The sequence below is a fragment of the Metabacillus flavus genome, from assembly GCF_018283675.1.
Classification (GTDB): Bacteria; Bacillota; Bacilli; order Bacillales; family Bacillaceae; genus Metabacillus_B; species Metabacillus_B flavus.
In genome coordinates this window covers 3,182,133-3,206,192 of record NZ_JAGVRK010000001.1, presented here as the reverse complement: position 1 = coordinate 3,206,192, position 24,060 = coordinate 3,182,133, and the positions used below count along the sequence as shown (strand labels likewise).

Below are 24,060 nucleotides of genomic sequence, written 5' to 3'. Positions count from 1 at the left end.
TTTTCAAGAGATGTCATAGAATATTACATTTCATTTGATATTGTCTTTCAACTATGATATTTTGATAAGAAAATTATTTAGGATAAGGAGGGTTCATAGATGAGGAAAGTTACGCTGACAGAGATCTTTGACCATCCGATTGCACAAAAATATTTGCAGCGTTCAGGAATTGCCCATGCCGTTTCTGCTGCTTATCATGCGTATAGACTTGCCGTAAAAGAAGGAGTTGATCCGGATTTGGCAGTTAAGGCAGCACTGCTTCATGATATTGGACATTATGAATGGTATACAGATGGGGAATGGGACTTCGAACAATATAAGAAAAATGACATTCATGCCATTAAAGGAGCAGAGCGTGCTCACAAGCTGCTGGTTCGTCTCGGAGAGGACCGGGAAGCTGCAAAAGAGATCGCCCTCGCTATTCTTCTCCATACAGATTCCTATCTGCCTGACGGGAGCCTGTCACAGAATCCTCTGCAAAAAGTGGTAAAGCTGGCAGACGAAATGGATGAGGAACCGGATGGAAAGCATCACTACAGGAGAATTTCCGAACAGACTGCAAGGAAAAAGATACAGGAACTGGATCAGCTTATAGAAAAGAGGAACCATCCCTTAAAAAGAACGGTATAGTCCGAAGAATCCGGGAAGTGGTGATATCTCCGCTGCATAACTCATACGTTAAAAGTGTGAAGAATGCTTAAAAGGAGATGAACCCCATGCAGAACCAGGCTCCTCAAATGATTACAATCATTGATCCATATGTATATCAAACGCTTCAGACGGTTATTGGGAAGGACCTTGTCATTCAAACGACCAGGGATACAGTTCGTGGAAACCTTACGGATGTGAAGCCAGATCACATCGTATTAAAGGCTAACGGAGATTCTGTGTTCTTTATCCGTATTCAGCAAATCGTATCCATTATGCCTGATAACGATTAGAAGTCCCAAGAAGCCGGTTCAGCTGCGAACCCGGCTTTTTATTTTAATTGGCGATGACATTTATATACATGTGAGCGGCAAAAGAATTTAGGGTATAGGTAATGACGGGTTAAAAAGGCTGTACCTTATAAAACCATAAACAATATACAGATAACCTGAACCATTGGGAGGTGACTCCTTATCCAATTATGGATAAGGGAATTTTGGACATAGTTAATCTAGTGCTCGTTGCCATACTTATTGCTTTAACAGCATTTTTCGTCACATCGGAATTTGCTATTGTAAAAATCAGAAGCTCGCGGCTCGATCAGCTTATTGCAGAAGGAAATAAAAACGCAGCCGCTGCTAAAAGGGTCACGACAAGTCTTGATGAGTATTTATCAGCTTGCCAGCTCGGTATTACCGTGACAGCACTTGGCTTGGGGTGGCTGGGAGAACCGACAGTAGCCCATTTGCTTGAGCCTTTATTTAAGATGCTTCCAATAGGAGAGTCATTTTCGCATGTTGTAACGGTGGCGATTGCATTTGCTATCATTACTTTTTTTCATGTGGTCGTAGGAGAGCTTGCACCGAAAACGGTCGCTATTCAAAAAACCGAAGCCGTAGCCCTCGCATTTGCCAGACCGCTGATTATGTTTTACAAAATTGCGTTTCCTTTTATTTGGGCGTTAAATTCTTCTGCCCGATTTGTTACAGGCCTTTTTGGGATTAAGCCTGCATCTGAGAGCGAGCTTGCCCACTCAGAGGAAGAATTGAGAATCATTTTATCGGAGAGCTATGAGAGCGGGGAAATTAATCAATCTGAATATAAATATGTAAACAGAATTTTTGAGTTTGATGACCGGGTGGCAAAAGAAATCATGGTTCCAAGAACGGAAATTGCTGCTTTGGACTCTGAGGATACATTTCAGGAGAACCTGGAGCTGATGAGTACAGAAAAATATACCCGCTATCCAGTTGTGAATGGCGACAAAGATCACATTTTAGGGATGGTTAACAGCAAAGAGATTTTCACTGATCTCTTTACCCATAATGAGGAAAATCGTGAGAATATGGAAATAATAAAATATATCAGACCGGTAATTGAAGTGATTGAAACCACACCGATTCAAGATTTGCTCATAAGAATGCAAAAAGAACGTGTACATCTGGCCGTTTTGGTGGATGAGTATGGCGGAACAGCAGGGCTCGTAACTGTTGAAGATATTATTGAAGAGATTGTAGGGGAAATCAGGGATGAATTTGACCAGGATGAAGTACCAGAGGTCCAGAGAAAGTCTGAACATCACTATATTTTTGATGGAAAAGTCCTTTTGCATCAAGTAAACAATCTTCTTCATCTCCAGATTGAAGAGGAGGACATTGATACAGTGGGCGGATGGATGCTGACAAGAAATATTGACATTAAAGAGGGCCAAACGGTCTTTCATGAAGGCTATGAGTTTACCGTCCGAGAAATGGAGGGGCACTTGATCCGATCAGTGGAAGTCCTGAAGCTTCAGTCTGAAAAGGAAAAGGCAGCAAATGTACAATAAGGTAAGCGCGTGGATATCCATTCTGCGCGCTTTATTTTTTGATTTTAATTGATTAGCATTGACATAGAGATGTGAGGATAGTAGGTTGAAGGTAAAAGAATAAACTGGTTTAGGAGGCAGGTGCCCGTTGCTGAAGTCTAAAGTACATTTTTGGACGCTCGAAATATTATTAATCCTGTTAATCATTTTCGTCTGTACCAAAGTCTCGTTTATTTTTTCACCACTGGTATCGTTTACCACAACCCTCTTCTTTCCGATGCTTATTGCAGGTGTCTTATTCTTTATCTTCAGCCCGATTGTCCGATTCCTGGAAAAGAACCGTGTGCCGAGAACCTTGGCTATATTAATTATCTACTTGATTTTTATAGGACTTATTGTCATGCTTGGCGCAATTGCGGGACCGCTTCTATCCGAACAGGTAACGGATCTTTTTAATAATTTTCCGAACTATGTAACGGAACTGACGCAGTTTATTCAAAGTCTCTCTCAATCTACGTGGTTTAAATGGATCATGACTCAGGACTATGTTTCGATTGAAAAGATCGAACAGTCTCTCACGAACTTTGCATCACAGCTGCCCCAAAACCTGACTGCGAGCATCACAGCTGTTCTTGGAGTCGTAACAAATATTACTTTGGCGATTGTAACGGTGCCTTTTATTTTGTTCTTTATGCTTAAAGACGGTCATAAATTCCCTGTGCAGGCAGTTAGAGTTTTGCCGAATACATATCGTCATGAAGGAATTAAAATTTTCCATGACCTGTATGATACGCTTGCAGCTTATATCCAGGGACAGCTTCTTGTTTCAATTTTTGTTGGAACAGGATGTTTTATCGGATTCTCTATAATTGGCTTAGATTACGCATTGATCCTTGGAATTGCCGTTTCCGTTTCTAATATCATTCCCTATCTTGGACCCTTTCTTGGGGCAACGCCTGCAGTAGTAATCGGGCTTCTGGATTCCCCGACTAAAGGATTGCTTGCCGCATTGGTCGTATTAGTAGTTCAGCAGATTGACGGAAATCTCTTATCTCCGCTGATCATTGGGAAAAGAATCAATACCCATCCTTTGACCATTATCCTTCTGATGATCGGTGCGGGAAGCTTTGGCGGAATCATCGGCATGATTCTTGCTGTTCCCACCTATGCGGTCTTAAAAGCAACGATTTTAAATTTAACAAGATTGATCCGTCTTAGAATGAGGTATCAGGCTGAAAAAAGAGCAAACGATTTGAAAAATCCGAAATTGTAAAAAAGACTGGCTCATTTGAGTCAGTCTTTTTTTGGCTGAATATATACTTTCGGATTCTTTTTTTCTGCTGGTTTGCTTTTTCCGTATACCGTTCCAATATTTAGCTGCCCGGGCAATTCTTTTATTCCCAATTGACCCAGATTGTTGCTTAAATCCACCTCTTTCATGTCGACGTGCTCAACGTGAAGATTTTGAATATAAACAACGGGGATTTGACCGGTTTTTTCGGACGGGTTCTCGGAATTCCCTGCTGAAAGCAAATGATTCTTAATAAAAGAAAGTTCATTCCCCAGCATAGATAAGGTGTGTCCAAGCTCTGCCTGTGTTTTTCGGATCATAATAGATTCGGCACTTGCGGATTTAGGTTCTGACCGGCTGTCGAGCTGTGAAAGAACCCCTGCCAGGTTTTGAATGGATTTCTCAAGCTTAGCAAGCTTATGCTGGATGGCTTGTGTTTCCGCTTCTTTCTTCTTTTTTCTGAATAACATGGACTGATCCCACACATGTTTGCAAGGTAATGTATTATATGGAATTACTGCCCGTCATTATGACTTTCTGTGAAGTTTATTGAAACGGCATCTTCTTCGTCAGCCCTTTTAAAGGTGAGCTCTAAGATCCCATTGGCATATTGGCTTTGGATAGACTCTTTTTCTACAGGATAGGGAAGCGAAATGACCCGTTCTGTTTCTCCATAGCTTCGTTCGGAAGAAACTCTATATTGAAAGGAATAGGGCGGACGAAGATCTCCTTTGAAGAGGATCTTCGTTTTAGTGGAATCAAGGGTAACCGTAAAATCTTCCTTTCTGAAACCGGGGATTTCTATTAAGACTGCAAGAATGCCATTGTGCGAGTAAAGATCATATTTGGGAAACGCTGCATCTCCGCGGGATGAAGATGTAGATGATACAGGGTTCCCGGCTTCTTCTGTATCAAAAATAGATTTCCAAAAATCATTTTTCTGGCATTTTTCGGTAAGCTCCATCCACTTCTGAATTTTTTCTTTATCCAAGGGTCACCCTCCTGCTGATCAAATTTGAGTAGTGACTGGAAGTGACGGGTTCGCAATTTGATCCTGGTCACTAACGTCAGGATCGGCATTGGCATTTCCCATTATGGAGCAGTTAGGAGATAAGTCTCCAACTGTAAAGCTTGCACCTACGGACTTTGAATTGGCTGTATGGCTGTTTTGGCTGACGTTTCCGAAGTCGATATTTCCGTTTTGGGCTACGCCATTTACTTTTATGTTAAATATGTTGATTTGATAAGGCATAATTGCCATTCCTCCTTATGACTGACTGGCGATAAATTCATCAAGATTGGCAATGTTGGATTGATCATTTTGATCCGGATCGATATATATATTTTCCATAAGGGAGTCAGCAGGTGAAAAATCGCCGAAGGAAGAATTCGATCCTGTCGATTTAGAACTGGCAGTATGACTGTTATGCACAGTTTCGCCTATATTTACGGAACCGTTGCATGAGATGCTATGAATTTTTAGGTTGAACAGATTAATCGTAGTCGGCACAATGTCACCTTCCTCCATTCGCTTATACAGTGTATGCCCGCTTAAGCCCAATTGTTCGTTTGAACCGTTTGTAGCGTAAAAGCATAGGCTGAATAAAAAAGAGGTGAGGATATGCCGGCATTTGTAGGCCCAATGGAAGTAGAGAGTGTTTCCGGTGTTTTTAAAGTTGGAGATACGTTTACCATTTCTCCTAAGAGTGTGCTGAAGGCAGCTGTTGGAGCAGGAGCTCTTTCCAATGGAGATGGAAACCAGCTGGTAAACAGCAGGAATCTAACGAACGATTATGATGCAGATGTTATCGATCAAACGGATGCTCTTAATGCGTAATTGCGTTTTTCAAGTATGTTAAGATTCAGCAAAAACGTTGATTCCTTTATAAACTTTATGTACGATTTAAATAGAGGTGATTTAATATGAATGAAACAGCATGCATCGCAAAGCTTGCAGGTGTGTCACAAAGCAAAGTGAATGAAGTGCTATATTCAGAAAGAAAATCTCCTGAAAAGAATCAGGATACGCTTAAGATTCTTCAGGCAGCTGAAACGCTGAAGCCTATAGCTAAAGAAATGATAAAGTAATCAGGAAGCTCCACCTTATTGGAAAGGATTCTGAAATGAAAATCAGAAGAGCGCATTTGCCCAGTACAGATATGGTTTTTATCTATGAAAACAAGAAGGAAGAATATAGCCTCGTTGCCATACCTGAGAAACAATGGTCTATTATGGTGAGATATGAGGAAGCATTTGAAGAAGTTGATGAAAAGCTCCTCCAATCCTTGACTAAAGTGACGGAGCAGGAAAAAGCGAAACTGCTTGCCGGTAAGATCAGGCACTGGATTACCGAAATGTAAAAATAGGCGCTCATTGGGCGCCTATTTTAGTTGTTATAGTTCAGGCAGCCTAACACTTCGTCGATCATGTGCTGGCGTGGATAGAATTTATACAGGCTGGAAGAAAGCCTTATCGGGTCGCCAAAAAAGAAACGTTCATATTGAGTTTGTCTTCCGCCAAAAGAGCTCATTGTTACATCCCAGGCAAGGCGGAAGAGGGCTGTTTTCATTTTTCCGTCGATGGCTGCACCTTGTAAATAATGCTCTGCTTTTTCACCCAATTCTGATTCAAAATCTTCCTCGGAAGCAATCGTCATGAAGCCGCCGGCACCAATCAGCTGAAGGATCTCAATGTAACGCGGATAGAGCTTGGAATGAAAAATTATGGCAGAGTAAAGGGGCTGGAGATTAGGGCACATCGTCCCCCATCGGTCAACAGATGCCGTACTCTCTGATTTGTGGTGAAGGGCCCCAATCACTTCTGTTCCGATAATCAATTCAGAGATTTTTTCCTGTATATGCTGATATTCGCTCACATTAAGTGTGGAGACAAGAAGCTGGGCGAGGCCAAGCAGAAACTCCAGCTTCACAAGCTGCCGGTTCACAACCTGGTGAAGAGCCTGGGAAGCAAAGCAGCTCTCATTGAACATTCGGACAGCGAGGTCTGGACGATGATAAAAAAATACCCGGTCCCAAGGTACAAGGACATGATCAAAAATGATGACGGTATCCATTTCCTCAAAGCGGGAGGAAAGCGGATAATTAAAGGATGACTCACCTTGTGCAAAGGATTCTCTGCATAAAAACGTCAATCCTTTTGTATTGCTGGGGATGGAAAAAGAAAACGCGAATTCCTTTGACTGAACCCCCCCTCCTGAAGGGAATACCAGGACTTCATCCGTCATACCTCCTTCAGTAGCAAGCAGACGTGCTCCTTTAATAATCAGGCCTTCAGAGGTTTTTTTTACTACTTTTGCAGCAACAGGGTGGTGATCAGAATCATAATAAGTGGATGAACGGTTTGATTGAGGATTAATGAAACTATGGGTGAAAGATAAATCTTCTTTTTTTGCCCGGTGGTAATGCTGCATGAGATTTTTGGCAAATTCCTCATCCTGATCCTTAAGAATGGAAGAAGATGCTGCAAGAGCCATCAATGCGGTGTTCATGTAATCAGGTGTCCTGCCCATCATGCCATGGGTTTTGCGTGCCCATTCCGTCATCATCATGCGTCTTTTCTCTAAATCTTCCTTCGTTTGCGGCCGCAGAAAAGACATACCTGCACGTTCATTCGTATCAGGGCATAAAAAGGTCATCCTGTCGGCCTTCGCACTATCATGCTGTAAATCATAAAGCGAAGCTTTGGTCTGGACGGCGCCCTTATATGCTGGATGCTCTGAAACTGGACCTTCAATTTTCTTTCCTTTATACCAAATAGCAGGGTGCAGCTGGTTTAACCGATCGATGAATTGTTTTCCTGAAATGACCGGCAATTTTTTCACTCCCGACAGATGTTTGTTCGAACTGAATAACTGAATCCTTTTTCACTATATGCTGTGCAAAATGGAACGTGAGCCCTTTAAATCAGGCGTTTTATTCAACTCATCCATCATGAAAAAAAAAAGAGAATACATAATAAAACAAGTCGGTTTTTGCAGACCTTGCTGCTATGAAATAGGATTGAATATGGTTGATTTCCTCTCAGGGATCCTCGCTTTCCGCGAAGCGGGCGATGAGACTCCAATGGGTTCTCACCGATCTTGCAGCTCCTGCAGGAGTCCCGCAGCGTTTTTGTTTAAAGAACCTATTTAAAAACAGCAATCTTTTAGAATAGAGCTAAAACAAAGGCGTTTAGACGAAGATAGAAAAGGTAAAACTGAAAGGGGTAAAAGGAGGCGTTTAGATGAGTAGCGATGGGAGCTTCTTTAAGGGAATGATCTGTGCAACAGTTCTAAGCGTTCCATTATGGATTGCACTATACGGGTGGATCAAGCTGATATTGCATTTTATGCAGTCTTGATCCCCCATTTTTACTTTTTCGGATTTGTTGAACTTACCGGCTGATTTCCATTTAAGGAACTCGCCTTAAGCGGGCGGGATGAATAAAAGCTGCGGAAGGCATCTAGAGGCAAAGTGCTGTGAAAGCGTTAATAATTGAAGTACAATATCACATGAGAGGAGAATGATATAAATGGAACGCATACAAATTGCAGAAGATTTATCTTTTACACGTATTATACACGGCTTATGGCGGCTGGCTGACTGGAATATGAGCAAGGAGGAACGGCTTAAATTAATCGAGCAATGTCTGGAACTTGGAATTACGACTTTTGACCATGCAGACATATATGGCTCATATACATGTGACATTTTGTTTGGAGAAGGCCTGGCACTGAAACCATCCCTTAGAGACAAAATGGAAATTGTGACGAAAGCCGGTATTGCGCTTGTTTCAGAAAATCGTCCTGAAAATAACATTAAGCATTATAATACAAGCAAAGATTACATTGTCGCTTCGGCAGAGCAGTCGCTTAAGAATCTTCAAACCGATTACATAGATGTGCTTTTAATTCACCGTCCAGATCCATTTATGGATCCAGCAGAAGTGGCTGAGGCTTTCAAGAAGCTGAAGGAAGAAGGAAAGGTGCGTCAATTCGGTGTGTCGAACTTCAAGCATTCCCAATTCCATATGCTTCAGTCCCACCTCGATTTTCCGCTTGTAACGAATCAGATTGAGCTGTCCGCTTATCAGCTTGAAAATTTTGAGGATGGAACATTGGATTTGTGCCAGGAAATGAGAATTCCTCCAATGGCATGGTCACCGCTTGCAGGAGGAGAAATTTTTAAAGGGGAAGATGAGAAGGCGAAGCGCCTTCATCCGGTTCTTGAAAAAATCGGGGGACAAATCGGAGCCAGCGGCATTGATGAAGTTCTTTATGCATGGCTGCTTGCACATCCGGCAAAAATCATGCCGATTGTCGGGTCAGGCAAGGTAAACCGCATCCAGTCAGCAGTAAAAGCGCTGGATTTGAAATTAGACAGGCAGCAATGGTTCGACATCCTCCATGCATCTATGGGGCACGAAGTACCTTAAGGAAAGAAAGCCGGTTTTTTCATGCATACGATGTGCTCCTGATATGATCCAGGGCGTAAGAACGCATACATTTGATCAGTTAAAGGATGCGGCAGAAAAATATGTATTATATGAAGTGAAAAACTCATCAACTAACTAAACAAGGGCTGCCTGACGGCGCCCTTGTTTTAATTTTGTTCAATCACTCTTCGTCGGCTTCGGGATTTTTTGCGGTAATACCCGATACCAGTAACGAGGACAATGACTGCTAATTCAAATGTATAAGTAAGCCATTCTTCCCTAAAATAAGGTTTAAGGAAGGGCTCCTTTACAATCATCTTTGCTGCGGTCCAAGCGAGAATCGCTGCACCGATGACAATGATAACCGGGAATCGATCGATAAATTTCAAGATAATTGTGCTTCCCCAAACAACAATCGGAATCGAAATGAGAAGACCAAGTGTTACAAGCAAAAAACTGCCGTGTGCAGCTCCGGCAACAGCAAGAACATTATCAAGTCCCATTACAGCATCCGCAATAATGATCGTGCGGATAGCGGACATGGTGCTCGTTCCGCCTTTCACATCATGCTCCTTATCATCGGTAAGCAGCCTATATGCAATCCATAAAAGGATAAGTCCTCCTGCTAATAGCAATCCTGGAATTTTTAGCAGGTATACGAATGCAAAAGTGGCAACTGCCCTGATGATAATCGCTCCTGCCGTTCCCCACAGAATCACTTTTTTTCGCTGCCCTGCAGGCAAATTCCTTGCAGCGAGTCCAATTAAAATCGCATTATCCCCTGCCAGGACAAGGTCAATGACTACAATGGAAAGAAGTGAAGCTAAAAAATCTGCAGTAAAAATCTCCATGTAACCACCTCGCACTTATTTTGGTCCAATCCGCCCCTAATATGCTGACCGTAATTTGCTAATTGCGGGCTACCATCTTAGGGAAGCAGTAAGATGACCATGAGTTTTCAACAATAAAATGTTAATCCCATCAGGAGTATAAGTGACCTCGAATGGTGAAACTAACCCAGACTGGCGTATTAACCTTCTTACTTCCTTTGTATTCGATAATTCTGCGCTCTTTTTGATGCGGTATGCATATTGAGGGGAAGAGGATATCGTGATAAGCACTTTTTGCATATCACCGAAAAGTGAAGCGGCTTCTCTTGCACTTAAGCGGAATATCTCAATATAGCTTGAACTGAACGGCGGGCTGGGCAAGTACAATCACCTCCTATCCATATCCTTAAACTATATGTCCAGGGTTTATGAGATTTGTCCTTTTTCTGTTAAAAGAAAGGGTTTCTGAAAACAGAGGCGAATTTCTCTAATAAGACAAATTTTGGGAGGGGTAGGTTTTGCTCGAACCGAAAATCTTTGAATTGGAGAGTAAGCTGGTATTTATCTTTGTATTCCATCACGAAGGAAATGCGGTCGAAGCAGAATTTGTTTGCTCAGATAACAATATTGTAGATTTAATTGTAAGATACAAAGGTCCTGCTGAATTAGCCGCAGTTCGTTCGAGAGCCGAAATACTTGCGGAGAATTTAATCGAGGACCATTTATCCAGAAAAGGCGGATAAAATGAGTATTCAGACTCTAATAGCCCAGGTTTATAGGATAATAAACACGACTGAAAATCACGTAAATATAAACACAATGGACTATTGAAAGGTTTGCGGTATCACGCACTGAGAATTTCGCCTTATTTTCGGTTACAAACGGTCTACACTCCTATACAATTAAGTTAACAAAGGCTAGTGGCTTCCCATTCGCCAGCCTGATCTAAAAGAAGGAGTGTGGAAGCGATGACACAACATAAGATTGAAGAACTGACACAGATTCTTCACCAGCTGGAAAAGGAAATTCGTGAAACCAAACAATCCTTGCAATCCATTAACAAAAGCATTGATAAGTATGACAAATACGCATATGTAAAGGTTTCTTAAGGCTCTTACATAAAGAGCTTTTTTCTTTGCATACAGAACATATAATAGGATGAAACAGAAAGCAGCCTCATCAAATAGAGGCTGTTTTTTTTATTGAAATTATGTGAATCTCTTTATATTAATGTAAATATTTTATAATTATCTATTAAAAAAAATGCATATATAGTAATATTACTTTTAAAGGGGTGATTGCAATTAGTGACCAATTACACTTGAACTTCGACGCAGTAATAAAGGCATCTGCGCAATCGGTAACCTCCAAAGTGAAAAATACCGCAGCCCGGGATCGAATTTTGTCGTTTATCGGCACGAAGGATCAGGCCTTTTTTGGAAACTTGACCTATATCCATGGGATGTTATTTGCGGCAGAACAAGGGCGGTCTGAACAGTTCATTGAGGATTTGCATAAACTTGCGGCCGCAGTTGAACTTTATGCGCTGTCATTTGATATTTTTGATGATTTGGAAGACCAGGATAATTTTTCTGAGCCATGGATGCAGATTCCTCCTGGAGAAGCCCTGAATCTTTCAACGCTTATCTATACGATCAGTCTTCAGATGATAGCTGAAACGGACCGCAGCGGTTTGCTGATTCCTTTAGTAAATAACTATTCTATTAACGCAATGACGGGGCAGCACGAAGATTTGACCGGATCTGCGGATACAGAAGAAGCATGTTTAGAAATGATGAAACGCAAGTCTGGTTCCCTCATCGCGATGGCCTCCATGATAGGAACCATGTATTCATATGGAAGTGAGATTCCTGTAGTCCATGAGTATGCGGTGCAGATTGGCATTGCAGCTCAGACTGAGAATGATTTTCGTGACTTATTTCAACTACATAAAAGTGATCTGTCTGCTCAGAAAAATACACTTGCACTTTTATATATAAAAAGACAATTTAATGAAACATCTAAGGAATTACTTGAATTTATTGAGAGTGGTAAAACTTTTGAAAAACAATATGGCGACATGAAGACGTATAAAGAGGTACTGCTTAAATCAGGTGTAACACATTACTTAAATGTGATGAAGCAGATAGCCATCCAAAAAGCGACTACAGCTATGAATAACCTGCCATTAACAACTGATCGAATTGAGATATTAAAATCTCATTTGATAAAATAAGCCATTTAGGAGATGAAAAAGAATGCAAGAAATCGTAAACTATTTAGTAGAGAATCCAGAGGTTCTTGAAAAAGTTGTTAATGGAGAGGCCAGCATTTTAGGATTAGATAAATTAGATGATTTAAAAGGATTGTTAGAGGGGCTGATTGACGCCGGCCGAACTGTCAACATGTTCTGGTATTGATCTTGCAATAAACTACAAGGGATGTTTTTATGGTTTTCAACAACAAAAAGACCTACTATATAACTTTAATTATTAGTTGTATTTTAGTCATATATTTCTCTTATATAACTGTGAAATTCCCTTATATTGGGGCTGCTGCAATTCCAAAAAGTAATGGTGAATTTTATGTTAGTGAAGTAGAGCCAAAAACATGGTCTGAAAAAAATTTAATGCCTGGGGATCTTGTCCTTGAAATTAATGGAAAAGATCCTCAACTCCATTCTCAAACGGCTAAATATGGCTTACTTGAACAACTTGAATCTCTTAAAATTAAAAGAGGTTCTGAAGAAATTAATTTAAAGGTATCAGAATCTGTTCTGTATTATCAAAATTTATTTTTAATTGTCATTCCTTTTACGCTGTTTCTACTATGTATGTTTTGCAGTTATTTTATTTACAAATCAAATAGAAAAATGAACCTGCAATCTGCTTCTATACTCATCTGGTTCTTGTTCGCGATATCAATGGCATATTTAAGTACGGGTGGTTCGTCCAGGGGAGATTTATTTGGGCGATTTACTAATGTCTCTTTATTTCTGTTAGTTCCTGTTACTTATCTCCAATTTATATACCACTACTTTAAGGAAATTGGCGTAGAGTTATTTAATAAAAGATTTGTATACTTAGCTTATGGAATACTTTTTATAAATGTCTCAATAGACGTATTTAGAAATATTACAAATACTTATGTATACGCTACTTATACTGAGGTCAAGGCATTAAATTTAGTTTCTTTCCTTACTTTATTTATATTAATATTTACCCTTAAAATAATAGGATTAAGGAAAGTAAAACTTTCCGAACAGAAATATTTTGTGAAAGTCTTGATTATAACTAATGTGCTTGCGTTTTCACCTTTCTTAATATTATATATCTTGCCTTTTGTAATCTTTAACAAACATATTTTCCCACCGGCTGCACTAGCTTCTTTTTTGCTTCTAATACCGTTTTCTCTTGTATATCAATTTTTAGCTACAAAAATTTACGACATAGAATTTCTCCTAGGACGTTTTAGGTACTATGGCCTTTTAGCTATTTTGCCTACATTGATAACAGTTTTTGTAGCCCTTACTTTAGATAACAAAACAAGTGTCTTTTATCCAATACAATTATCTATTTTTATTTATTTAATTATGTTAGTTGTATTTTATCTCAAGGAAATTTTTGACTTTAGATTTAAGCTTAAAAGGTTTTCAGAAAAATATAATTATCAGGATAGCATATTTAAATATACAAGTGAATTAAGAAAAGCAAGCAATCTAAACCAGGTAATAACAGAACTTAAAAGAACTATTACAGACGTGCTATTGGTTAATAAAGCATTTTTTCTTGAAGTTAGCAAAGACAATAAGGTAATAGCAAAAGATGTTAATCCTAATTTAGATGATATTGATTTTTATAAGAATGAATGCGTTAATGTAATATCTGAAATTGGAAAAATAAAAGAAGTCGACCGTGGTTTTTTAATAAATATTGGTGAAACAGACAATCGAAATTACGTACTTCTCTGCCTCTCATCCATCAATACTCCAAAACTAACCAGAGATGAAATCTCATGGCTCAAAGCACTTTCCTTTTATACTAACGTGTCCCTTGAGAACTTCTTAAAGATTGAAGAACTCATGAACCATTTGGAGACCGTTCAAAAAGAAGGAACAAATCCTTCCTGGCTGACAAAACTCTTCTTTTCAATAGAAGAAAAACAGCGGTCGAACCTGGCGAAGGATTTGCATGATTCGGTTTTGCAGGATTTGATTTCTTTAAAGAGGCAGTGCGAAGTCGCGCTTGTGGAGCTTGAGGCTGCCCCAGCCGATTTGAAGGATCAGCTTGAGGATATGAATGAGAATATGACCAAGATTATTAAAACGACTAGAGAAACGTGTCAGGAGCTTCGTCCGCAGCTGCTGTATGATTTAGGCCTGGTAAAGGCTCTGAATAAACTTGTCACACAATATAAAGAAATTGCAGATTTTGAGATCCGGATGAATGCTGGGAAGTTCCAGCCTAATACGGATTTGGATGTGCAGCTGAACTTATATAGGATTATTCAGGAGCTGCTTACGAATGCGAATAAGCACTCACATGCGAGCAATGTCCTAATCATGCTTGTTTGCATTAAGGATAAAATTGTTCTGCATTATGAGGATGACGGAATTGGCTTCGATCAAAATGAGATTAGCTATAGTTCCGAAAGTATGGGACTTTCCGGTATAACCGAGCGTGTAAAAGCGTTAAAAGGCACGCTCACAATTGAGACTTCCAGAGGACATGGATTTAAAGCAGTAATTGAAATATAACTTTTTCAATTAAAGACTTGGCGAATGCCAAGTCTTTTTTATACAATAGGACTAGCTTCATGGAGAGGTAGGAGGGCTATGATACATATTTTAGTAGTAGATGATCACCCGGCAGTCCGGGAGGGTACGAAAGCCATCTTAGAAAAGGATCCTGAGGTAACGGTTGATTTTATGAATCCTCCTTTTACACTCGAGGCAGTTGAGCAGATGGATTTCTCCGCTTTTGATGTGGTTTTAATGGATTTGAATTTAGGCGATGCAAATGGGATGGAATTATCCAGAGGGATTGTTGAGCAAAAATCGGATTGCAAGATCATTCTTTATACAGGGTATGAAGTGGAAGATTATTTTGAAGAAGCAATTCGCATGGGGATCCATGGGGCAATCAATAAAGCTGAGTCCAAAGAAAAGATTTTGGCATATATTCGTCACGCGATCAAAGGTGAAATCATTCTTCCTTATGGTTACCTGCAAAGCTTGCTATCTCAGCAGAAAATCAAGAATTCCGAGCAGGTTCTTGAGACGGACTGTCTGAATGAGAGGGAGAAAGCGATTTTGCAGGAGGTCGAGAAGGGGCATACCAATCAGGAAATTGCTGATAACCTCCATTTAAGCAAGCGCTCCATTGAATATAGCCTGACTTCTATTTTTAATAAACTTAATGTAGGCTCAAGAACCGAGGCTGTTTTAATTGCAAAGTCTGAATCAATTATTGATTAAGGGCAATTACCGTTTGCTTCTCACATATAGTTAGAAGAAATTCTCTAATAGGATGTGAGTGCATGCAATACGGAGGATATATGCCTGTTTCAGGCGGCCAGGCGAGGGACCGAAAAGAATATTTAATGGAAGTGACCGGACAGGGCAGTGCGGAAGCAAGTCCTGATACAGCAATTATTCAGCTCGGAATCGTTACAGAATCACAGGATGTAAAATCGGCGCAGGATGAGAACAAGGTCCGGTTAGAAAAAGCCGTTAATGCTCTATACAGACTGGGAATTGATAAAGAAAATGTCCAGACGATATCGTATAATATCTCTCCTAAGTACTCCTTTCAGGACGGGAAACAAACGCTTGAAGGGTACGAAGTCGTTAATTTGCTCTCTGTTAAAACGGAGCGGCTTGATCAAATTGGAGCGATTGTTGATACTGCTGTTAATAATGGGGTGAACCGGGTTGACAGGGTTCAGTTTAAACTTGAAAACACAAAGCCTTATGTGGAAGCTGCATTAAGAGACGCCGTAAAACAGGGATATGAAAAGGCGGTTGTACTTGCTCAAAGCTACCAGGTATCTCTTCAGTCTACACCGATAAAAGTAGTAGAAGTGTCAAAAGGGTTTGTTCCCTTTGAGAGAGAGGGCACAGCTTTAATGGCAGCCTCAGCTCCAACTCCTGTTTTTCCAGGTTCCTTAACGGTTACTGCTGAAGTACTGGTTCACTATCGTTACGGGTAGAAAGGCCTATAAATAACAGAACTTTACAAAAAATAAACAAATTCTCAATATTGCCATGATATTCATCCCTTATGATGATATTCATGTATCATGAAAGAATCATATTAGGGGGATGAAATGAATATCTTGGCGGTTATACCCGCATTGTTTTTATTGGCTGTTTATTTTTGTTTTGTTGCAAACATTTTAAAAAAATAAAAAGACATTTCAGCGCAAGAAGCGTTATTATGATAAAGATGGGATGAGTACAGGGGAGGGGTATGAATGGATATCACGAATACAATGATTGAAACCTTAGGGATTGAAATAAAGGAGGTTTCTGATCAAGGTGTTATAGCGGTTATGCCTGTTAATGAGAGAACAAGACAGCCGTTCGGCATTTTGCATGGCGGTGCATCTGTTGCACTAGCTGAAACAGCAGCAAGCATAGGGGCTTTCCACTTCATTGACCAGGATACGGAGATTTGTGTAGGGCTTGAGATTAATGCCAATCACATCCGTTCCAAAAAAGACGGATTTGTCACTGCACGGGCGGTTCCTTTTCACAAAGGGAAATCGACGATGGTGTGGGACATTAAAATAACAGACGAAGAAGGACAGCTAATCTGCATCTCAAGATGTACGATGGCCGTCATCAAAAAGAAATAAACGGAAGGAGCAGAATTGATTCTGCTCCTTTTTATTTACGTGAACCGTTTTGTTTAATAATAGCGCAAGAGGGATAAGAAAACGTTAGGGGAATTTGAGAATCATGAGAAGGGATGAAAAAATTGGACTCAAATTGGATATCATTAATATTCATTCTAGTCATTGGCTTTATGCTAAGGAAATATATCAAATTCCATAGAGTCTATAAAGTGGGCTATTTTTATAAACATTTTGGAAAAAAATTAGAAGTTTCCTATAAGAAGTATACAGGTGTTGACTATTATCATTTTGTATTCAAAAAGGGGAAAAAGATGATGATTGTATACGATGTAGTGGTGGAGGAAGGAGAGCTGACCATTGAATGGAGCGAACGTAAACGAATGATCTGGAAAGAAACCTTTAAAGAGAGCAGCCAGGGGACGTTTTCATCGGAGGCAGGCAGCAGCATGCATACCATTAATCTTAAAGGCGAGAAAACGAGAGGAGGCTGCCGTATAGAGTTTAGATAAAGTTATGTTTAACCAAAGTTTCTAATGAGGCAATGTACAGGTTCTTTTATTTATCCAAATCCAATGCCAACAAAAAAGGAGCAGGGTTTACTCTGCTCCTTTTTCTATTCTTCTATTTACATATTTCAATGCTTCCCGTTTGCTTAAGGGTTTTAGTTCTTCGGCAGAGGTAAATGTGATTACCCAGTCAGGTTCGGTCTTAGAATATTCCCTTAGAGCCCAGCCGATTGCTTTTTGAATGAAAAACTCATTAGAATCAGACATGCTGCAAATATATTCAGCAAGCTTTGCTTTATTCGTCTTTTCTTTGTACTTGAGCTGATATAGAAGGGCAGTGCGTTTCACCCACATCGATTCATGTTTAATCCAGCCATCCGGTTGAGATGCTAAACAAGGATTCTGTTCAATTAGGTATCCGGCAATATGCGAAGCAAGAAGATCGACTGTATCCCACCATGGCTTCGTAACGATTAATTCCATTACAAAATCCAAATCGCTGTTCTTCAGAAGTTTCTTCTTTTTGATAAGCAAATCGAGTCCTGCATATACACATTCCCTATAGGGAGATAAAAACAGCCTATGAACAATAACTTTTAATTCGCTGTTCGTTTCAGGCCAACCGTTTTCCGCTGCATATTGTGTAAGGAGTCTTTTTCTTTCAGGAGCCTTGATGCCGAGAAACGAAAATTGATTTTTCATATATGCTTCCATTGCTGCATTATTTCCTGAATCGGCATGAACCTTCATCAGTTCAATAAGACCCTCGGCGTAATCAGTTTTCATTAAATTTCTTCTCCGAATCCCTTTTCTTCTGCAAATCATTTTGAACACTATTTTCCCATAATGGAATTTTAGTGTTGAAAGCAGCCCGCATGATCAGATGGCCTGCAACGGGTGAAGTAATAAATACAAATACAATTCCAAGCAGTACTCTTGAATTGAAATGTCCCTGGATTAGGAGAAAGTATAGAAAGACTCCGAGCAGCAGACTCATGACACCAAGGGTTGCGCCTTTCGATGCTGCATGATTCCGGGTGTAAACGTCGGGCAGCCTCAGCACACCGATGGAGGCAATCAGACAAAGCAGAGCACCGAGAAGGATAAGAGTGCCAATGATCCATTCACTGATTACGGTCATTTTCAATGATTTCTCCTTTCTCAAGGAACTTGGAGAATGCCACCGTGCCGATAAATGCAAGAATCCCAAGCAATAGGATTACATCTAAAAAGGCACTTGTTTTCAGCATGACTGAGGTGACCCCTGTCAGTCCGATCAGGTTAATACCAATTGCATCAAGGGCCACGACCCGGTCAGGAACTGTCGGGCCTTTCACAAGGCGGTAAAAATAAAAGAGAGTGGAGACAGCCAGAATTAGTAAAGACAGCTTCATTATTGCGTCGAACATATTACCGGCTCACCTCCTTGATCGCTTTTTCAAATGAATCCCGGATATCTTTTCTTGCATCTTCTTCATTGCTTATATCCATAGCATGAATGTAAAGAATTTTGTTGTCTTCTGAAATCTCTACTACGAGTGTTCCTGGTGTTAAGGTAATCAGATTAGACAGGACGGTGATTTCCCAGGCTTTTGTAAGCTCGGTTTCATATGCGAATATTCCTGGAGTGAGTTTCAGCTTTGGAGTAAGGATGATTTTTAACACTGAGACATTCGCCATGATTAGCTCTTTCATAAAAATAGAAAGAAGAGTAAAGACTGCCATTACATTGTAAAGGTAAAACCGGGTTGAAAAAAAACGCCTCATTCCAAAAATAATCAGCAGTCCGAAGAGAAATCCAACTGCAAAAGTAACCAGTGTGTATGTATTCTGAAGAAACATCCACAAAAATGCAATAAAGACATTCAGCAATAACTGAAAAGCCATTTACATCACTGCTCCTTTAAAACGGCTTCAATATAAATAGATGGATCCAATAAAGTCTCAGATGCCTGTGTAATAAAAGGGGCAATGAATTCTGTTCCGAGTCCGAATGCTGCAGACAGCGCCACCAGAATGACTGCTGGATACACCATTCCTTTTACGGAAGGATTCCCTTGAATGGGCTTTGTTTCGCCCCAAAAGCCATTGATAAATATTTTCATAACCGAATAGAGGACGAGCAGACTGGATAATAGAACGACAAACGATATCGCATATTCACCGGCCTCAAAACCGCCTTGAATGACTTTCAGCTTCCCGATAAATCCGCTTAGCGGAGGAATGCCAGCAAGTGCAATGGCTGACAGGAAGAACATCCATCCGGCGAGCGGATAGTTCCCTATCAGCCCTCCCATTTTCTTTAGATCAGAGGTTCCGGTAATACTAATCATTATTCCAGCAAGGAAGAACAGAGCACCCTTGATAATCATATCGTGAAGCAAATAGTAAATTGAACCCTCAATTCCTGCCGGGTTAGCCGCAGCTACCCCGAAAAGAATAACTCCTACAGCCGTAATAATATTGTAGATGACAATTTTTTTAACATCCCAATAGGCTACTGCTCCGATAACCCCGAACAGGATTGTGAGGGCAGCAAGCCATGCCAAAATTCCATGGGTAAAGGCTTTATCATGAATAAAAATCAGTGTGTATACTCTCGTAATTGCATACACTCCGACTTTCGTAAGCAGCGCCCCGAATAGGGCTGATACCGCTGCGGGCGGGGCCTGATAGGAACCGGGCATCCAGATGTACAGAGGGAAAATGGCGCCTTTCATCCCAAACACGATGAGAAATAATATTGCAATTACGGTCAGTAATCCCGTTTGTCCGCTTTCGCTTATTTTCACACTCAAATCCGCCATATTAAGGGTGCCTGTAACGGCATAAAGAAATGCTACCGTAATGACGAATAGAGCGGAGGAGAAAACATTTACCGCAATGTATTTTATGGATTCCCGGAGCTGTCTTTTGGTGCCGCCTAAAACCATTAAAACATACGAAGCCATTAACAGGACCTCAAAAAAAACAAACAGGTTAAATATATCTCCGGTCAGAAAAGCCCCAGTAACTCCCGCAAGTAAAAACTGTACGGCAGGATAGTAAAAAAAGTACTCCCGCTCTTTTCCAACTGTACGGAAAGAATACAAAACCCCTGTTAATCCTATAATACTAGTGGTCAGGACAAGCAGACTGGCATACATGTCCGCAACAAAGGTAATGCCATACGGCGGTGCCCATCCTCCAATTTCCACAATCTGAATTCCGTTTTGGTGAACCGTCCAAACAAGAATGCAGGATACGGCTAGAGCCGCTATGGAAAAAATAGTGCTCAGAATTCTTTGTACTATCGGCTTTTTATTAAAGAAAATTAATAGAATGCCTCCTATTAAGGGGAAAATCAACGGCATCATGACAAGGTTGTTACTCATGTGAATCAGTTCCTCTCATGTGATCCATGTCATCCGTGCCAAGCTCCTGATAAGACCGGTAGGCAAGAACGAGCATAAAGGCCGTCACTCCGAAACTGATCACAATGGCGGTCAGGATCAGTGCCTGCGGCAGCGGATCAACGTACGATTTTGCTTTTTCCCCAAGAAGCGGGGCAGCCCCGCCTTTAAGCCCGCCCATCGTTAAAATCAGCAAATGAGCACCATGACTGAGCAGCCCTGTCCCAATAATGATCCTCAGCAAACTCTTTGAGAGCATTAAATAAGTGGCGGCCATAAATAAAATTCCGCATACAATCGACATCATCACTTCCATTATTCAGTCTCTCCAATCGTTTGAATGATGGTCATGGTAACGCCCACAACAACCATATATACTCCAAGGTCAAAAGCCGTTGCAGAGGCGACCTCGACCTCTCCGAAAACAGGAAGATGAACAGGTCCATGCGCATGTGTCAAAAACGGAACTCCATATAAGAAGGAAGCAAGCCCTGTCCCAAGTGCGACAAGCAGGCCAGCCGCTGCGACTTTAAGAAAATTAACCGGAATGACTGAAGCGACAGTTTTCACATCATAGGCCAAAAGCAAAAGGACAATTGCAGAGGAAGTCATGAGGCCTCCGACAAATCCTCCTCCTGGTGTATAGTGGCCAGCGAAAAATATGTATACGGAATAGATGAAAATGATAAAAAAGACGACTTTCACGACAGTCTGCAATATCAGGTCATTTGTCTTCAAATTGGTTCGCTTCATGACTCTTCCTCCTTAGACAGGCGCAGCTTTACCATCGCAAAAATTCCAAGAGCGGCTATGCCCAGGACAGTTATTTCAAACAGAGTATCAAAGCCCCTGAAATCTACTAGAATGACATTGACCATGTTTTTGCCGCCAGCCTCTTTGTAGCTATTTTCAATAAAATAGGAAGAGATGGTTTCTGAAACCCTCTGGCTGTTTGCAGAAAGGGCAATAAGTGTGACAACCGTTCCAACTCCAAGTGAAATCAGGAAGTTTGTCAGCTTAAAAGGAAGCTTTTCCCGCTTCTGCAGTTCTGGAAGGTAGTAAAAGCAAAGCAGAAATAATGCCACAGAAACCGTTTCGATTACGAGCTGTGTTAATGCAAGGTCAGGTGCCCGGAAAAATACGAAGAACAGCGCTACGCCGTAGCCGACTGATCCAAGGGCAATGATAGATGTCAGTCTTGATTTGGCAAACAAAACGGTTACAGTACCCGCAACCATGACTGCTGCCAAAACGAATTCGTACACACCAATAGGTGCATTGCCGTCTATTTGAAACGAAAATGCCGAGTTAGCGAACAGAGCCCATCCTGTCATTAAAACGAAAAATGCAAAAATGTAACCAAGATAGTCCCGAAGAAAACCGGTCATATAAAGCTCTTGAACTCTCAGAGATCCTTTATCCAAGCCTCTCAATGATGCATCGTAGGCTTTATTCAGCGTGAGCTTTTCCGGTAACAGTCTGTATACCTTCCTCCACTTGGCTAATCCTATGTATAAAAGGGTACCAAGAGCAATGACGCCGAGTGTCATAAAGAGCTCAGGGCTGAACCCGTGCCAGTGTGAGATATGAACATGAAACTTTTCCCCGTCCTCCAATAAATATGGAAGGATGGAGGCTGTTGCCGGTTCAATAATGCTGAAAGACAGCACATTGGGAAAGATACCGAATAAAACTACAAGTGACGCGAGAATAATCGGAGATAAAAGCATTCCAAGAGGTGCTTCATGTGGTACCTTATCTAATTTTTCCGGCTGATATTTTCCAGTAAACGTCTTGAACACAATAATCATACTGTAGATGAATGTGAAAACACTTGCGATCCAGGCTAAAACGGGAAATAAAATGCCCCATGTTTCTACATTGAATAAATCAAATTCTAAAAGCTTAATCATACTGGTAAAAAACATTTCTTTGCTCAGGAATCCATTGAATGGCGGAAGACCTGCCATTGAAAAGGCTCCTATAACAGCAATTGTAAAAGTGATCGGCATAAAGCTCATTAAACCGCCAAGCCTGCGGATATCTCTTGTGCCTGTTTCATGATCCACAATCCCGGCTGCCATAAATAAGCTCCCTTTAAAGGTTGCATGGTTGATCAAATGAAAGATCGCCGCCACCACTGCCGCAGAAAACATGTTATTATCCAAGGACTCAAAATGAAGCGAAGCCGAGCCGGCACCCAATAGGGACATGATCAAACCGAGCTGGCTGACGGTTGAAAAGGCAAGAATGGCTTTCAAATCAGTCTGTTTAATAGCTTGGAATGAACCCCAGGCAAGGGTAATGATTCCGATTCCTGTTACAAGCCAAAACCACTCTGGAGCGAGCCCGAAAACAGGCGTGAACCTGGCAGTCAAATAAATGCCGGCTTTAACCATTGTAGCTGAATGCAGGTACGCACTGACAGGAGTTGGCGCCTCCATGGCATCAGGCAGCCATATGTAAAATGGAAACTGAGCGGATTTTGTAAAAGCCCCTAGAAGAAACAGCAGCATGGCAGGGAGAAAATAGGGATGGTCCATTATAATAGGAGCCTGTGTGACCATTTCCCTGATGCTGAATGTATTAGTCACAAGATAAAGCAGGATGATGCCGCCCAGCATGCAAAGCCCGCCAAATACTGTAATCAGCATGGATTTAAGAGCACCGTATCTTGATTTTTCACGAGTATGCCAATAACCAATGAGCAAGAAGGATGAAAGGCTCGTTAATTCCCAGAATGTATACAGTACGATCATGTTATCTGATAAAACAATTCCGAGCATCGCGCCCATAAACAGAAGCAGATATACATAGAACGTATGAAGCTGTTCCTTTGCTCTTGACAGATAATAAATGGAATAGAGGATTACAAGTGCACCGATTCCGGTAATTAATAGGGCAAATAAAAGGCCAAGTCCGTCAACATAGGCTGTAAATTGAATTCCGAGTGAAGGAATCCAATTCGCGGTAGAGTATGTGTTGGAGCCGCTGCTGACCGGTTTTATGTATTGGAAGAAATAAATAAAAAGGATGACCGGAAGGAGAAGCACGAACCACCCAGTATGTACATTTTTGAACCATTTATAAAACAATGGAACAAAAAGAGCCATTATAAAAGGAAGAAGAATGGCTAAATGCAGCAATGACATGTTTTGCCTCCAATCTAAGCAGTCTTAAGATTACGTACCGATCTGTGAAATAGAAGGATTTTCATAGATTATCCTTTTTTCTCTAGTATGAACCTGATGAAGAATTTTATCAGATTATTTCGGGTTCATATGAACTCATAATA

32 protein-coding genes are annotated in these 24,060 nt (G+C 40.8%); 17 read left to right on the top strand and 15 right to left on the bottom strand.

All coding sequences use genetic code 11. The features are described 5' to 3' along the window. Positions 1-99: 99 nt before the first annotated feature. The 4 genes from J9317_RS16490 to J9317_RS16475 all read left to right on the top strand — a co-directional run bounded on the left by J9317_RS16490 (position 100) and on the right by J9317_RS16475 (position 3,728). The gene (locus J9317_RS16490) at positions 100-630 is read left to right on the top strand and encodes an HD domain-containing protein (protein WP_211560441.1); all 531 of its coding nucleotides are present in this window, start codon (positions 100-102) and stop codon (positions 628-630) included. 86 nt (positions 631-716) lie between these two features. Continuing rightward, positions 717-941, top strand: a complete 225-nt coding sequence (locus J9317_RS16485; protein WP_035411056.1) for a YuzF family protein — start codon at positions 717-719, stop codon at positions 939-941. A 203-nt stretch (positions 942-1,144) separates the two neighbouring features. After that, positions 1,145-2,476: a hemolysin family protein gene (locus J9317_RS16480; RefSeq protein ID WP_211560438.1), complete on the top strand. Its 1,332-nt coding sequence runs from the start codon at positions 1,145-1,147 to the stop codon at positions 2,474-2,476. Between the two features lie 127 nt (positions 2,477-2,603). Next, the gene (locus J9317_RS16475; RefSeq protein ID WP_211560436.1) at positions 2,604-3,728 is read left to right on the top strand and encodes an AI-2E family transporter; all 1,125 of its coding nucleotides are present in this window, start codon (positions 2,604-2,606) and stop codon (positions 3,726-3,728) included. A gap of 20 nt (positions 3,729-3,748) precedes the next feature. On the opposite strand, the gene J9317_RS16470 is transcribed toward J9317_RS16475, so the two are convergent. The 4 genes from J9317_RS16470 to J9317_RS16455 are packed head-to-tail and all read right to left on the bottom strand — an operon-like array spanning position 3,749 to position 5,256. Next, a complete protein-coding gene (locus J9317_RS16470) occupies positions 3,749-4,216 on the bottom strand; it encodes a hypothetical protein (RefSeq protein WP_211560434.1) in 468 nt (155 codons plus the stop codon). A gap of 44 nt (positions 4,217-4,260) precedes the next feature. Beyond that, entirely contained in the window at positions 4,261-4,737 is a 477-nt protein-coding gene (locus J9317_RS16465; protein WP_211560432.1) for an Hsp20/alpha crystallin family protein, read from the bottom strand. Between the two features lie 18 nt (positions 4,738-4,755). Then, entirely contained in the window at positions 4,756-4,998 is a 243-nt protein-coding gene (locus J9317_RS16460) for a spore germination protein (protein ID WP_211560430.1), read from the bottom strand. Between the two features lie 15 nt (positions 4,999-5,013). Next, positions 5,014-5,256 carry a spore germination protein gene (locus tag J9317_RS16455; RefSeq protein WP_082883896.1) on the bottom strand — a complete coding sequence of 81 codons (243 nt, stop codon included), beginning with the start codon at positions 5,254-5,256 and terminating at the stop codon, positions 5,014-5,016. Positions 5,257-5,367: 111 nt separating this feature from the next. On the opposite strand from J9317_RS16455, the gene J9317_RS16450 reads away from it, so the two are divergent. From J9317_RS16450 to J9317_RS16440, 3 genes are all read left to right on the top strand, one after another. Continuing rightward, positions 5,368-5,583: a spore germination protein gene (locus J9317_RS16450; RefSeq protein WP_211560428.1), complete on the top strand. Its 216-nt coding sequence runs from the start codon at positions 5,368-5,370 to the stop codon at positions 5,581-5,583. An 86-nt stretch (positions 5,584-5,669) separates the two neighbouring features. After that, positions 5,670-5,834 carry a hypothetical protein gene (locus J9317_RS16445; RefSeq protein ID WP_211560426.1) on the top strand — a complete coding sequence of 55 codons (165 nt, stop codon included), beginning with the start codon at positions 5,670-5,672 and terminating at the stop codon, positions 5,832-5,834. Between the two features lie 35 nt (positions 5,835-5,869). Next, positions 5,870-6,106 carry a YueH family protein gene (locus J9317_RS16440; protein WP_211560424.1) on the top strand — a complete coding sequence of 79 codons (237 nt, stop codon included), beginning with the start codon at positions 5,870-5,872 and terminating at the stop codon, positions 6,104-6,106. Between the two features lie 26 nt (positions 6,107-6,132). On the opposite strand, the gene hpaB is transcribed toward J9317_RS16440, so the two are convergent. Then, positions 6,133-7,578 carry a 4-hydroxyphenylacetate 3-monooxygenase, oxygenase component gene (gene hpaB / locus J9317_RS16435; RefSeq protein WP_211560423.1) on the bottom strand — a complete coding sequence of 482 codons (1,446 nt, stop codon included), beginning with the start codon at positions 7,576-7,578 and terminating at the stop codon, positions 6,133-6,135. A 698-nt stretch (positions 7,579-8,276) separates the two neighbouring features. Between hpaB and J9317_RS16430 the strand changes: the two genes are divergently transcribed. Further along, a complete protein-coding gene (locus tag J9317_RS16430) occupies positions 8,277-9,179 on the top strand; it encodes an aldo/keto reductase (protein WP_211560421.1) in 903 nt (300 codons plus the stop codon). Between the two features lie 167 nt (positions 9,180-9,346). Here J9317_RS16430 and J9317_RS16425 read toward each other — a convergent pair whose 3' ends face one another. Next, a complete protein-coding gene (locus J9317_RS16425; protein WP_211560419.1) occupies positions 9,347-10,030 on the bottom strand; it encodes a TerC family protein in 684 nt (227 codons plus the stop codon). 69 nt (positions 10,031-10,099) lie between these two features. Further along, a complete protein-coding gene (locus tag J9317_RS21130) occupies positions 10,100-10,390 on the bottom strand; it encodes a YuzC family spore coat inner layer protein (RefSeq protein ID WP_488656180.1) in 291 nt (96 codons plus the stop codon). A gap of 137 nt (positions 10,391-10,527) precedes the next feature. Here J9317_RS21130 and J9317_RS16420 point away from each other — a divergent pair, with 137 nt between their 5' ends. From J9317_RS16420 to J9317_RS16380, 9 genes are all read left to right on the top strand, one after another. After that, a complete protein-coding gene (locus J9317_RS16420) occupies positions 10,528-10,752 on the top strand; it encodes a hypothetical protein (RefSeq protein ID WP_211560416.1) in 225 nt (74 codons plus the stop codon). 225 nt (positions 10,753-10,977) lie between these two features. After that, a complete protein-coding gene (gene degQ / locus J9317_RS16415) occupies positions 10,978-11,118 on the top strand; it encodes a degradation enzyme regulation protein DegQ (protein ID WP_035411014.1) in 141 nt (46 codons plus the stop codon). A gap of 212 nt (positions 11,119-11,330) precedes the next feature. Continuing rightward, a complete protein-coding gene (locus J9317_RS16410) occupies positions 11,331-12,245 on the top strand; it encodes a polyprenyl synthetase family protein (protein WP_211560415.1) in 915 nt (304 codons plus the stop codon). Positions 12,246-12,267: 22 nt separating this feature from the next. Further along, positions 12,268-12,429, top strand: coding sequence for a competence pheromone ComX (comX, locus tag J9317_RS16405; RefSeq protein ID WP_211560413.1), 162 nt, complete (start codon positions 12,268-12,270; stop codon positions 12,427-12,429). A 29-nt stretch (positions 12,430-12,458) separates the two neighbouring features. Next, positions 12,459-14,765: a histidine kinase gene (locus J9317_RS16400; protein ID WP_211560411.1), complete on the top strand. Its 2,307-nt coding sequence runs from the start codon at positions 12,459-12,461 to the stop codon at positions 14,763-14,765. Between the two features lie 78 nt (positions 14,766-14,843). Beyond that, complete coding sequence (locus J9317_RS16395; RefSeq protein ID WP_211560409.1) at positions 14,844-15,485, top strand: response regulator transcription factor; 642 nt, start codon at positions 14,844-14,846, stop codon at positions 15,483-15,485. A gap of 62 nt (positions 15,486-15,547) precedes the next feature. Then, a complete protein-coding gene (locus J9317_RS16390) occupies positions 15,548-16,219 on the top strand; it encodes an SIMPL domain-containing protein (protein ID WP_211560406.1) in 672 nt (223 codons plus the stop codon). Positions 16,220-16,483: 264 nt separating this feature from the next. Further along, entirely contained in the window at positions 16,484-16,867 is a 384-nt protein-coding gene (locus tag J9317_RS16385; RefSeq protein WP_211560404.1) for a PaaI family thioesterase, read from the top strand. 209 nt (positions 16,868-17,076) lie between these two features. Continuing rightward, complete coding sequence (locus J9317_RS16380; protein WP_211560402.1) at positions 17,077-17,376, top strand: hypothetical protein; 300 nt, start codon at positions 17,077-17,079, stop codon at positions 17,374-17,376. An 87-nt stretch (positions 17,377-17,463) separates the two neighbouring features. Here J9317_RS16380 and J9317_RS16375 read toward each other — a convergent pair whose 3' ends face one another. The 8 genes from J9317_RS16375 to J9317_RS16340 are packed head-to-tail and all read right to left on the bottom strand — an operon-like array spanning position 17,464 to position 23,917. After that, a complete protein-coding gene (locus tag J9317_RS16375) occupies positions 17,464-18,159 on the bottom strand; it encodes a DNA alkylation repair protein (RefSeq protein ID WP_211560400.1) in 696 nt (231 codons plus the stop codon). Then, positions 18,149-18,514, bottom strand: a complete 366-nt coding sequence (gene mnhG, locus J9317_RS16370; protein ID WP_211562452.1) for a monovalent cation/H(+) antiporter subunit G — start codon at positions 18,512-18,514, stop codon at positions 18,149-18,151. Before mnhG ends, J9317_RS16375 begins: the two co-directional genes overlap by 11 nt. Further along, complete coding sequence (locus J9317_RS16365) at positions 18,498-18,782, bottom strand: Na(+)/H(+) antiporter subunit F1 (protein ID WP_211560393.1); 285 nt, start codon at positions 18,780-18,782, stop codon at positions 18,498-18,500. The genes mnhG and J9317_RS16365 overlap by 17 nt, the downstream gene beginning before the upstream one ends. A gap of 1 nt (position 18,783) precedes the next feature. Next, positions 18,784-19,260, bottom strand: coding sequence for a Na+/H+ antiporter subunit E (locus tag J9317_RS16360; protein ID WP_211560391.1), 477 nt, complete (start codon positions 19,258-19,260; stop codon positions 18,784-18,786). Positions 19,261-19,265: 5 nt separating this feature from the next. Next, positions 19,266-20,747 (bottom strand): Na+/H+ antiporter subunit D, encoded by a 1,482-nt coding sequence (locus J9317_RS16355; protein ID WP_211560389.1) that lies wholly within the window; start codon positions 20,745-20,747, stop codon positions 19,266-19,268. Continuing rightward, complete coding sequence (locus tag J9317_RS16350; RefSeq protein WP_211560387.1) at positions 20,740-21,081, bottom strand: Na(+)/H(+) antiporter subunit C; 342 nt, start codon at positions 21,079-21,081, stop codon at positions 20,740-20,742. The genes J9317_RS16355 and J9317_RS16350 overlap by 8 nt, the downstream gene beginning before the upstream one ends. Further along, positions 21,081-21,518: a Na(+)/H(+) antiporter subunit B gene (locus tag J9317_RS16345; protein WP_211560385.1), complete on the bottom strand. Its 438-nt coding sequence runs from the start codon at positions 21,516-21,518 to the stop codon at positions 21,081-21,083. The genes J9317_RS16350 and J9317_RS16345 overlap by 1 nt, the downstream gene beginning before the upstream one ends. After that, positions 21,515-23,917: a Na+/H+ antiporter subunit A gene (locus tag J9317_RS16340; protein WP_211560383.1), complete on the bottom strand. Its 2,403-nt coding sequence runs from the start codon at positions 23,915-23,917 to the stop codon at positions 21,515-21,517. The genes J9317_RS16345 and J9317_RS16340 overlap by 4 nt, the downstream gene beginning before the upstream one ends. Between the last annotated feature and the right edge of the window lie 143 nt (positions 23,918-24,060).

Excerpts from the sequence above, each read along its gene's own strand:
- J9317_RS16440 (WP_211560424.1), top strand. The coding sequence starts at position 5,870 with ATGAAAATCAGAAGAGCGCATTTGCCCAGTACAGATATGGTTTTTATC.
- J9317_RS16425 (WP_211560419.1), bottom strand. The coding sequence starts at position 10,030 with ATGGAGATTTTTACTGCAGATTTTTTAGCTTCACTTCTTTCCATTGTA.
- J9317_RS16345 (WP_211560385.1), bottom strand. The coding sequence starts at position 21,518 with ATGAAGCGAACCAATTTGAAGACAAATGACCTGATATTGCAGACTGTC.
- J9317_RS16400 (WP_211560411.1), top strand. The coding sequence starts at position 12,459 with ATGGTTTTCAACAACAAAAAGACCTACTATATAACTTTAATTATTAGT.
- J9317_RS16460 (WP_211560430.1), bottom strand. The coding sequence starts at position 4,998 with ATGCCTTATCAAATCAACATATTTAACATAAAAGTAAATGGCGTAGCC.
- J9317_RS16360 (WP_211560391.1), bottom strand. The coding sequence starts at position 19,260 with ATGGCTTTTCAGTTATTGCTGAATGTCTTTATTGCATTTTTGTGGATG.
- J9317_RS16490 (WP_211560441.1), top strand. The coding sequence starts at position 100 with ATGAGGAAAGTTACGCTGACAGAGATCTTTGACCATCCGATTGCACAA.
- J9317_RS16365 (WP_211560393.1), bottom strand. The coding sequence starts at position 18,782 with ATGTTCGACGCAATAATGAAGCTGTCTTTACTAATTCTGGCTGTCTCC.
- degQ (WP_035411014.1), top strand. The coding sequence starts at position 10,978 with ATGACACAACATAAGATTGAAGAACTGACACAGATTCTTCACCAGCTG.
- J9317_RS16450 (WP_211560428.1), top strand. The coding sequence starts at position 5,368 with ATGCCGGCATTTGTAGGCCCAATGGAAGTAGAGAGTGTTTCCGGTGTT.
- J9317_RS16485 (WP_035411056.1), top strand. The coding sequence starts at position 717 with ATGCAGAACCAGGCTCCTCAAATGATTACAATCATTGATCCATATGTA.
- mnhG (WP_211562452.1), bottom strand. The coding sequence starts at position 18,514 with ATGACCGTAATCAGTGAATGGATCATTGGCACTCTTATCCTTCTCGGT.
- J9317_RS16395 (WP_211560409.1), top strand. The coding sequence starts at position 14,844 with ATGATACATATTTTAGTAGTAGATGATCACCCGGCAGTCCGGGAGGGT.
- J9317_RS16340 (WP_211560383.1), bottom strand. The coding sequence starts at position 23,917 with ATGTCATTGCTGCATTTAGCCATTCTTCTTCCTTTTATAATGGCTCTT.
- comX (WP_211560413.1), top strand. The coding sequence starts at position 12,268 with ATGCAAGAAATCGTAAACTATTTAGTAGAGAATCCAGAGGTTCTTGAA.
- J9317_RS16390 (WP_211560406.1), top strand. The coding sequence starts at position 15,548 with ATGCAATACGGAGGATATATGCCTGTTTCAGGCGGCCAGGCGAGGGAC.
- J9317_RS16375 (WP_211560400.1), bottom strand. The coding sequence starts at position 18,159 with ATGAAAACTGATTACGCCGAGGGTCTTATTGAACTGATGAAGGTTCAT.
- J9317_RS16470 (WP_211560434.1), bottom strand. The coding sequence starts at position 4,216 with ATGTTATTCAGAAAAAAGAAGAAAGAAGCGGAAACACAAGCCATCCAG.
- J9317_RS16385 (WP_211560404.1), top strand. The coding sequence starts at position 16,484 with ATGGATATCACGAATACAATGATTGAAACCTTAGGGATTGAAATAAAG.
- J9317_RS16350 (WP_211560387.1), bottom strand. The coding sequence starts at position 21,081 with ATGGAAGTGATGATGTCGATTGTATGCGGAATTTTATTTATGGCCGCC.
- J9317_RS16355 (WP_211560389.1), bottom strand. The coding sequence starts at position 20,747 with ATGAGTAACAACCTTGTCATGATGCCGTTGATTTTCCCCTTAATAGGA.
- J9317_RS16430 (WP_211560421.1), top strand. The coding sequence starts at position 8,277 with ATGGAACGCATACAAATTGCAGAAGATTTATCTTTTACACGTATTATA.
- J9317_RS16445 (WP_211560426.1), top strand. The coding sequence starts at position 5,670 with ATGAATGAAACAGCATGCATCGCAAAGCTTGCAGGTGTGTCACAAAGC.